This is a genomic window from Vibrio sp. CyArs1 (assembly GCF_022432925.1).
GTDB classification, from domain to species: Bacteria; Pseudomonadota; Gammaproteobacteria; order Enterobacterales; family Vibrionaceae; genus Vibrio; species Vibrio mediterranei.
Genome location: NZ_JAKRBO010000019.1, coordinates 24,483 through 33,619 on the forward strand (window position 1 = coordinate 24,483; position 9,137 = coordinate 33,619).

The 9,137-nt window shown below is 45.1% G+C and carries 7 protein-coding genes and 1 tRNA gene; 5 read left to right on the forward strand and 3 right to left on the reverse strand.

Features of this window, described 5'->3' with window-relative positions; genetic code table 11:
• Window positions 1–92 precede the first annotated feature (92 nt).
• Window positions 93–977: a uridine diphosphate-N-acetylglucosamine-binding protein YvcK gene (gene yvcK, locus MMA19_RS25860; RefSeq protein WP_171388435.1), complete on the forward strand. Its 885-nt coding sequence runs from the start codon at window positions 93–95 to the stop codon at window positions 975–977.
• Window positions 978–1,040: 63 nt separating this feature from the next.
• Here yvcK and luxU read toward each other — a convergent pair whose 3' ends face one another.
• The 3 genes from luxU to uvrB form a co-directional block, all read right to left on the reverse strand.
• Window positions 1,041–1,388, reverse strand: a complete 348-nt coding sequence (gene luxU / locus MMA19_RS25865; RefSeq protein ID WP_006072947.1) for a quorum-sensing phosphorelay protein LuxU — start codon at window positions 1,386–1,388, stop codon at window positions 1,041–1,043.
• A complete protein-coding gene (gene luxO, locus MMA19_RS25870; RefSeq protein ID WP_062462808.1) occupies window positions 1,385–2,782 on the reverse strand; it encodes a quorum-sensing sigma-54 dependent transcriptional regulator LuxO in 1,398 nt (465 codons plus the stop codon). Before luxO ends, luxU begins: the two co-directional genes overlap by 4 nt.
• Before the next feature lie 132 nt (window positions 2,783–2,914).
• Window positions 2,915–4,945, reverse strand: a complete 2,031-nt coding sequence (uvrB, locus tag MMA19_RS25875) for an excinuclease ABC subunit UvrB (protein WP_240207668.1) — start codon at window positions 4,943–4,945, stop codon at window positions 2,915–2,917.
• A gap of 486 nt (window positions 4,946–5,431) precedes the next feature.
• On the opposite strand from uvrB, the gene MMA19_RS25880 reads away from it, so the two are divergent.
• The 4 genes from MMA19_RS25880 to rsxC all read left to right on the forward strand — a co-directional run.
• Window positions 5,432–5,507, forward strand: a tRNA-Asn gene (locus MMA19_RS25880).
• Window positions 5,508–5,930: 423 nt separating this feature from the next.
• Window positions 5,931–6,512 (forward strand): electron transport complex subunit RsxA, encoded by a 582-nt coding sequence (gene rsxA, locus MMA19_RS25885; protein ID WP_006072943.1) that lies wholly within the window; start codon window positions 5,931–5,933, stop codon window positions 6,510–6,512.
• A complete protein-coding gene (gene rsxB, locus MMA19_RS25890) occupies window positions 6,512–7,093 on the forward strand; it encodes an electron transport complex subunit RsxB (RefSeq protein ID WP_236109401.1) in 582 nt (193 codons plus the stop codon). The genes rsxA and rsxB overlap by 1 nt, the downstream gene beginning before the upstream one ends.
• Window positions 7,094–7,101: 8 nt before the next feature.
• Window positions 7,102–9,137, forward strand: a 2,036-nt coding sequence (gene rsxC, locus MMA19_RS25895; RefSeq protein WP_240207670.1) for an electron transport complex subunit RsxC, incomplete at its 3' end; no start/stop codon positions are given.

Here is a 9,137-nt window from a genome sequence, read left to right on the forward strand (position 1 = left end):
TTACATATTCGTCATTTTTATTATAGTTGAGTATCTCAAATGAACAATTTAACCTATGTTACAAAGTTCAGATAACTCAAAAGAAGTACAAGATGAGCATATATTCATCAAAGAAAGTCGTGGCCATTGGTGGTGGTCATGGGCTGGGTCGTATGTTGGCGGCTTTGAAGGAATTTGGCGGGAATGCCACTGGTATCGTAGCTACTACAGATAATGGTGGTTCTACTGGGCGCATCCGAGAATGTCAAGGCGGCATCGCTTGGGGTGATACTCGTAACTGTATTAATCAGCTGATTACCGACCCGTCTATTGGCTCCATGATGTTTGAGTACCGCTTTAAAGGCTCTGGCGATCTAAACGGCCACAACCTTGGCAACTTAATGCTCACTGCGCTGGATAACTTGTCCGTTCGTCCACTTGAAGCCATACATTTAATCCGCAAGCTTCTCGCAGTTGATGTCAATATCATTCCAATGTCAGAACATCCATCTGACCTGACAGCTCTCTCTGTCGACGGTAAATGGGTGACAGGTGAAACATCCGTTGATGAGATGGAACAAGATTTACAAAGATTGGATCTTGACCCCGTCGTACCCGCCACCAAAGAAGCAGTAGAAGCGATTACTCAAGCCGATTGTATTATTCTTGGACCGGGCAGTTTCTTAACCAGTATTATGCCACCGCTGCTTCTCGCTGATTTGAGCCAAGCGATCTGCCAGAATCAAACTGCTAAAGTCGTATTTGTCGAGAACCTATCACCCGAATATGGCCCAGCTGGCCGCATGACATTAGAACAGAAGCTGCTGTGGTGTGAACGTGCACTTCAAGGCAGAAAACTGGACGTTATTTTAGGTGAAGAAGCACACTCTGATATTTGCAGTCAATGGAACTGCGTTACCCTTCCTCTGGCATCGCCAAATAGAGATTGGCGTCACGACCGAGTAAAACTAAAGCATGCTATCGAGTCACTGCTTTAATAATTGAAGCAAAAGAAACGGGGGCGCCAAATGGTGCCCCCGTTTTGCAACTCAGTGATGACATTATTTAATCGACTCTAAAAATTCTATATAGCAAGAGTGTGTTTCCGAAAGATTCGCCAGCATACTGTCGACCTGGGCTTGATCTTCTCGTAATTTGCCACCTTTCACTTGAGCGTCGATATCAATAGCAAACTCACACAGTGACTCAGCTCCGAAGCTAGCTGCACTACTCTTAAGCGCATGGCAGATTTCCTTCATGTGCGACATTTTTTCGGTTAAATCACCTTCACTTAACTGCGCCTGATATGTCACCAACTCTCCGGTGAAAATCCCAAGAAGAATAGGAATGTTATCTTGACCAATCTCGCGAGTGAGCTGCTCTACTTTTTCTCGATTCATAAACTTCATGCTTTCTTCTCGCTTGCATTCCATGCCTGTATTTTGCGGTAGATTGTCGAGGGACTCACGTCCAAGTGTTTCGCTGCTTGTGGAATGTTACCGTCACACGCTTCTATCGCTTGCTCTATGGTGGTTTTTTCAGTTTTCCACAAAGGTTGGATGTCCTGTGGCCCAAATGATACTGATACCACATTACTTGAGTTTGCGGGCTTAACCGCTGGCTCATTCAAAGGCGGCGGCAACATACTTAACTCTATTTCTTTACCCTGATTCAATACCACCACATTGCGCAATACATTCTGCAATTGGCGGACATTACCTGGCCACTCGTACTGAATGAAGCGGTCAATGACGTCTTGAGCAAAGCGCACAAAACTCTTACCCTCTTCATGCGACATAAAGCCTAATAACGAGTAGGCAATTTCAATCACATCTTCTTCACGCTCTCGAAGCGGTGGCAAATGAAGAGGGATAACATAAAGTCGGTAGTATAAATCTTCTCTAAATCGCCCTTCTTGTACTTCTTTCCAAGGATCTCGGTTGGTCGCACATACGAAACGTACATCCACTTTCTTCATACGTGAAGACCCCACTTTTTGGAAGGTACCCGTTTGAATAAAGCGCAGTAGTTTAGTTTGTAGATCAAGATCCATTTCACAGAGCTCATCAAGAAACAGCGTGCCGCCATCAGCGAGTTCTGCCGCACCTTGTCGGTCACTTGCCGCCCCCGTAAAGGCACCTTTGACATGACCAAACAGCTCACTCTCAATAAGATCTTTTGGTATGGCGGCACAGTTGATCGCAATAAATGGCTTATCGCCTCGTTTACTCGCAGCGTGGATCGCCTCTGCGCACACTTCCTTACCTGTACCACTTTCTCCAGTAATAAAGATACTGGCCTTACTGGAAGCGGCAGAGTCAATAGTGCGGTAAACCGCCTGCATAGGTTGACTGCTGCCAATGAATCCTTGGTAGTTTTGGCTACTAGAATCATTAATCTCATTACGTAGCTTAGAAGCTTTGCGGATGGCGTTGGTTACCGTCACGCGAAGTCGGTCGGCTTCGCAGGGTTTGATTAAAAAGTCCTGCGCGCCATGCTGCATAGCGTCTACCGCAATGTCGATAGAACCATGAGCTGTCATAAAGATGACAGGTACATCGGGATTGAATTCTTTTACAGCGTCCAATACATCCATACCCGTCATGTCGGGAAGTCGTAAATCCAGTAGAATGAGGTCAGGCGTCCGGTGCGCTAAACTTTGAATTGCATCTCTACCGTTTCCAACGATATTGATATCTATCCCCAATGGAGATAGATATGAGCGATACAGCGCAGCAACGGAAGCCGTGTCTTCTACCATAAGTAGATAGCGAGACTTGGGCTCGTCGAATAGTTGTTGCATAGTTCCTAGCTAACTGTTGATTATAATTTGGTCTTTATAAGAATATTCGCATTTTGCAATTTTTATCCAATAAAGACCATTTTTATTTTGCTGTTTATATTTGAAACAGCCTATCAAACTCAACCAAAACTTTTAACTATTAGCAATAAAATGCTGTCTAAGTTTTTCTATTTCATCACGTTTTTCTGCGGCTAGTTCAAATTCTAGGTTCTGAGCATGCTGGTACATCTCTGCTTCTAATTTTAGAATTTGTTTTTCTAGATCTTGAGGTGATAGTGCCACATACGCTTGAGAAGGCTCAGCCACTTTCGATAACGGTACTTGTTTTCCTTTCTTGGGCTTACCACCCTTGGCCACGCTGCCAATCTCCATAATATCTTTGATATTACGTTTCAAGGCCATCGGGACCATACCGTTTTCAACGTTATAAGCATGCTGCTTTTCACGACGGCGGTTGGTTTCATTGATGGCTTTTTGCATGGAATTGGTAATACGGTCACCGTAAAGAATCGCCTTACCTTTTAGGTTACGTGCAGCTCGACCTATGGTCTGAATCAGGGAGCGATCAGAGCGCAAGAAACCTTCTTTGTCAGCGTCAAGTATAGCTACCAATGACACCTCAGGCATATCTAGACCTTCTCGTAGTAAGTTAATACCTACTAACACGTCAAATTCACCCAATCGTAAGTCGCGTATGATTTCAGTCCGCTCCACGGTATCAATATCTGAGTGCAAGTAACGCACTTTGACGCCATGTTCACTCAAATACTCAGTGAGGTCCTCGGCCATACGTTTGGTTAGTGTAGTTACTAACACACGCTCATCTATCGCGGCTCGAGCGCGTACTTCAGATAGCAGATCATCAACCTGAGTTGCTACAGGACGTACTTCAATTTCTGGGTCAAGCAAACCAGTCGGGCGAACAACTTGGTCAGCGACATCGCCATCCGATTTTTCCAGCTCATAAGTACTAGGTGTTGCCGAAACAAAAATAGTCTGTGGTGCAATCATCTCAAATTCATCAAACTTGAGGGGGCGATTGTCTAACGCTGAAGGTAATCGGAATCCATACTCCACCAGCGTCTCTTTTCTTGAACGGTCCCCTTTGTACATGGCTCCAATTTGAGGCACGGTGACGTGAGATTCATCGATAATCAATAAACCGTCAGCAGGGAGATAGTCAAACAGTGTCGGAGGCGGCTCTCCCTCACTTCTTCCGCTGAGATAACGTGAGTAGTTTTCGATTCCAGAACAGAAGCCAAGTTCGTTCATCATCTCAATATCAAATTGAGTCCGTTGCGAAATACGCTGTTCTTCAAGTAACTTGTTATTATCTTTTAGATACGTCTGTCTAGCTGCTAACTCTACTTTGATGTTCTCAATAGCATCTAAAATACGATCTCTAGGCGTCACATAGTGAGTTTTTGGGTAAATCGTATAGCGAGCAATATCTCGCTCAGTAATCACTCCGGTAAGAGGATCAAAGAGACTGATGCAGTCGATTTCATCGTCAAACATTTCCAATCGAACCGCTTCTTGATCGGATTCCGCTGGGAAGATATCAATGACCTCCCCTCTAACTCGGAACTGACCACGCTCAAAGGCCACATCATTTCGAGAATATTGCAGTTCGGCCAGACGCAATAGAATATCCCGCTGGTCAATAACCGCACCTCGAGTAACATGCAACATCATCTTCAGGTAAGAGTCTGGGTCACCCAAACCATAAATCGCTGATACTGAAGCCACAATGATGGCATCTTTTCTCTCTAGTAATGCCTTAGTCGCAGATAAACGCATTTGCTCAATATGTGCATTGACTGACGCATCTTTCTCAATGAAGGTATCGGTGGTAGGTACATAAGCTTCAGGCTGGTAGTAGTCATAATAAGAGACAAAATACTCAACCGCATTATTTGGAAAGAAGCCTTTCATTTCACCATACAGCTGAGCCGCAAGAGTTTTGTTTGGTGCTAACAGAATCGCTGGTCGCTGAGATTGCGCAATCACATTGGCAAGCGTGAACGTCTTACCTGACCCGGTCACGCCGAGCAATGTTTGGTGTGCTAAACCAGAATCCAGCCCATCGACTAGCTGCGCGATGGCGGTAGGTTGATCTCCAGAAGGTTGATAATCCGAAACCAATTCGAAGTGTTTTGCCATAATGCGATTCCTTTGTTAACGAACCTAGTATTTCACCCCTAGCCGACAGAATTTGCAACCTAAAGCTCGCTATCGGGCAGACTTTTTGATATTGTATTCGCCCTGCTCGGCGTCACAGCCAAATAATTATTGTTAATTAATCCACGACTTTTCCCCAATCAATCGATAAAAGTGTCTTATTCACACAATTCTCAATTCTGACATTAATTTTACCTTTCCGTTTAATTCCATAAGATTCAGCAAGTTACCATCAAAGCTTAAAACTTATTCACAACCTCTTGTTCTAGCATTTCACCTACTTCTAATTTGATACAGTGTAATTAACACATTTATCCACAAATTTGGTGGATAAGTAAAATAGCCTTATACCCAGCAAGGCATACAGAAAAGTAAAGTTTTTTCTTCGGTTTTTTTTCTGCTTTTTTTTGCAGAAAAATATTGACTCTATCTGGTGAGATAGCTAACATTCGCCCCGCTTAAAGCAATTCCCCCTTAGTTCAGTTGGTAGAACGGCGGACTGTTAATCCGTATGTCGCAGGTTCGAGTCCCGCAGGGGGAGCCAAATTACAAAAAAGCCGTGTCGAAAGACGCGGCTTTTTACGTTTCAATGCGACGAAACTCGTACCGAGCTTTATGTCGCAGAGCTCGCCGCCCGCGTCCGAGTCCCTCAGGGGGAGCCAAATTCCAGAAAAGCCGTGTCGAAAGACGCGGCGTTTTACATTTCAATGCGACGAAACTCGTACCGAGCTGTATGTCGCAGAGCTCGCCGCCCGCGTCCGAGTCCCGCCGGGGGAGCCAAATTCCAAAAAGCCGTGTCGAAAGACGCGGCTTTTTACGTTTCAGAAACCCAAAACTTCCCTTTCCTGATTTTAGGCTTAATACCTATACTTTTCGTACAAACAGACAAAACCTTATGTTTCACTGGTTGTTATTCGCTACGCAAAGCAGGATAATAACGGGATCGGAGCTCTTTACACTTATTATTATGACCGAATATTTCTTATTGTTGGTGGGAACTGTCCTCGTCAACAATTTCGTACTGGTAAAATTCCTTGGGTTGTGCCCTTTCATGGGCGTTTCAAAAAAACTCGAGACCGCAATTGGCATGGGGTTGGCCACGACATTCGTGCTGACACTTGCATCCGTGTGCGCGTACTTAGTGGAAACTTACGTATTAGTGCCTTTAGGCATTCAATATTTGCGAACCATGAGTTTTATCTTGGTTATCGCCGTTGTCGTACAGTTCACTGAGATGGTGGTTCATAAAACCAGCCCAACGCTTTATCGTTTGCTAGGTATTTTCCTACCCTTGATCACCACTAACTGTGCAGTTTTGGGCGTGGCGTTACTTAACATCAACGAAAACCACAACTTTATCGAATCCATTATCTATGGCTTCGGAGCGGCGGTGGGTTTCTCTTTGGTCCTTATCTTGTTTGCTTCAATGCGTGAACGTATTGCCGCTGCTGATGTGCCAGCTCCCTTTAAAGGAGCTTCAATTGCCATGATCACAGCGGGGCTAATGTCTCTAGCATTTATGGGCTTCACTGGGTTGGTGAAACTGTAATGACGACAATTCTTATCGCAATTATTGCTCTTGTTATCTTAGCGGCCGTTTTTGGGGCCGTTCTCGGTTTTGCTTCGATTAAGTTTAAAGTGGAAGCTGACCCAATTGTCGACCAAATTGACGGTATTCTGCCTCAAACACAATGCGGACAATGTGGCTACCCTGGCTGCCGCCCTTATGCGGAAGCTATCGCAAACGGCGACGCTATTAACAAGTGTCCTCCCGGCGGCCAAGCAACTATTGAGAAGCTTGCTGACTTAATGGGTGTTGAAGTCGAAGACTCCGCTCATGACGCAGAAAAGTCGATAAAGAAAGTGGCTTTTATCCATGAAGATATGTGTATTGGTTGTACAAAATGCATCCAAGCCTGCCCAGTAGACGCTATCGTTGGCGGAACAAAAGCACTACACACCGTTATCAAAGACGAATGTACTGGCTGTGACCTATGCGTTGCCCCATGCCCTACTGACTGTATTGAAATGATTCCTGTAGAAACAACCGCTGATACTTGGAAATGGCAGCTTGATGCTATTCCTGTTGTCAATATTTCCGAAACTCAAACACAAGCTAGCGGTGAGTAGGGAGCGTCATGTTATCACTTATTGAACAAATCAAATCTGGTTCTCTTTGGGATTTCCCCGGTGGCGTACACCCACAAGAAAACAAGAAACAATCCAACCAAAGCTCTATCGCCAAGGCAAATATTCCAAATGAGTTAGTGATTCCACTCAAACAGCATATTGGTAAACCAGGCGATATATTAGTAACTGTGGGTGAGCGTGTCTTGAAAGGACAACCTCTCAGCCAAGTCAATGCAGCATTTATGCTGCCGATTCACGCGCCAACATCTGGAACGATAAAGGCCATTGAACCGCGCACTATTGCACATCCTTCAGGTTTGAGCGACCTATGCATTGTTATCGAAGCTGATCAACAAGACGAATGGTTCGATCTCAACCCATGTGATAGTTATCTTGATGAGCTACCAGAGTCCTTGATAGAGCGAATCCGCTTAGCGGGTATTTCTGGTATGGGCGGCGCAGGTTTTCCAACTGCAAGAAAAATCCAGTCTGGCTTACAACGCACTGAGATTCTAATTCTCAACGCGGCCGAATGTGAGCCCTATATCACTGCTGATGACCGCTTGATGCAAGATAAGGCGCAGGAAGTCATTGAAGGTATTAAGATCCTCAATCACATTCTCAAACCAAAGCTGACAATCATTGGTATTGAAGACAATAAGCCTGAAGCCATTAAAGCTCTGGAGCAAGCAGCGACAGATGAAGATATCGTCATTCGAGTCATTCCAACTAAATATCCATCTGGTGGCGAAAAGCAGCTCATTAAAATACTTACCAACCTGGAAGTCCCTGTAGGCGGTATTCCTGCTGATATTGGTTTGATGGTGCAAAATGTTGGCTCGGCTTACGCAATCAAACGTGCTGTTTGCGATGGTGAGCCTTTGATTGAGCGCGTTGTTACTTTAACAGGGAAAACCTTTAAACAACCACGTAATGTTTGGGCATTGATCGGCACTCCTGTGCAATCTTTATTGGATCAATTTGGTTACAAAGCCGATAAAAAATCTCCACGCTTAATTATGGGCGGCCCTATGATGGGCTTCACATTGCCTCATGCGAATGTGCCAATTACTAAAACAGCGAACTGTATTCTAGCTCCGACTTATCGAGAGATTGATCCTCGTTCACATGAAATGTCATGCATTCGTTGTAGTCAATGCGCAGAAGCTTGTCCTGCGTCCTTGTTACCTCAGCAGTTACAGTGGTACGCGAAATCTCAAGAATACGATAAGTGTGAAGAGTTAAACCTCAAAGATTGTATCGAATGTGGAGCGTGTGCTTTTGTTTGTCCAAGTGAGATCCCTTTAGTTCATTACTATCGCCAAGCTAAAGCCGAAATTCGTACTCGAAAACAAGAGTCTGAGGCAGCAGAACGAGCCAAAGTTCGATTTGAAGAGAAGAAAGCACGTCTAGAGCGTGATAAAGCTGATCGAGAAAACCGCTTCAAGAAAGCCGCTGACGACCGCCGCAAACAAATGAAATCATCTGGCGGCGATGATGCCATCGCTGCTGCGATTGAACGCGTAAAAGCACAGAAGTCCACTTCTGCAACGAATGAAGTTAAGCCTGCCGTTGCCGCAGCCATAGCTCGAGCCAAGGCTAAACAAGCGGAAGCCGCTAAACAAGGACAAACAGATCCAGACAATTCCGAAATGGCCAAGTTGCGAGAAGAGCGTAAACGCTTGGCTAGAGAGCGAAAAGCAAATAAGCCAGCTGAAGCGGATAATGTACAAAACTTAGACAATACTGAGCAAGACCCTAAAAAAGCGGCTATTGCCGCTGCATTAGCAAGAGCAAAAGCGAAGAAAGCCGCTCAACAGTTACAAGCTGAAGAATCATCAGGTGAAGAGTCTCAGACGTCGAAAAAAGACGCTGTTGCCGCTGCAATTGCACGTGCTAAAGCAAGGAAGCAAGCCGCAACTGAAGCCGAGCCGGAAACTCAAGATACCGATGCACCTGCTAAAGAAGATCCGAAGAAAGCAGCCGTCGCTGCCGCTATCGCTCGTGCTAAAGCGCGTAAGCAAGCCGCTGTCGAAACCGAGCC

Coding starts and splice junctions, on each gene's coding strand:
- rsxB (WP_236109401.1), top strand. CDS start 6,512: ATGACGACAATTCTTATCGCAATTATTGCTCTTGTTATCTTAGCGGCC.
- luxU (WP_006072947.1), bottom strand. CDS start 1,388: ATGAAGTTTATGAATCGAGAAAAAGTAGAGCAGCTCACTCGCGAGATT.
- yvcK (WP_171388435.1), top strand. CDS start 93: ATGAGCATATATTCATCAAAGAAAGTCGTGGCCATTGGTGGTGGTCAT.
- uvrB (WP_240207668.1), bottom strand. CDS start 4,945: ATGGCAAAACACTTCGAATTGGTTTCGGATTATCAACCTTCTGGAGAT.
- rsxA (WP_006072943.1), top strand. CDS start 5,931: ATGACCGAATATTTCTTATTGTTGGTGGGAACTGTCCTCGTCAACAAT.
- luxO (WP_062462808.1), bottom strand. CDS start 2,782: ATGCAACAACTATTCGACGAGCCCAAGTCTCGCTATCTACTTATGGTA.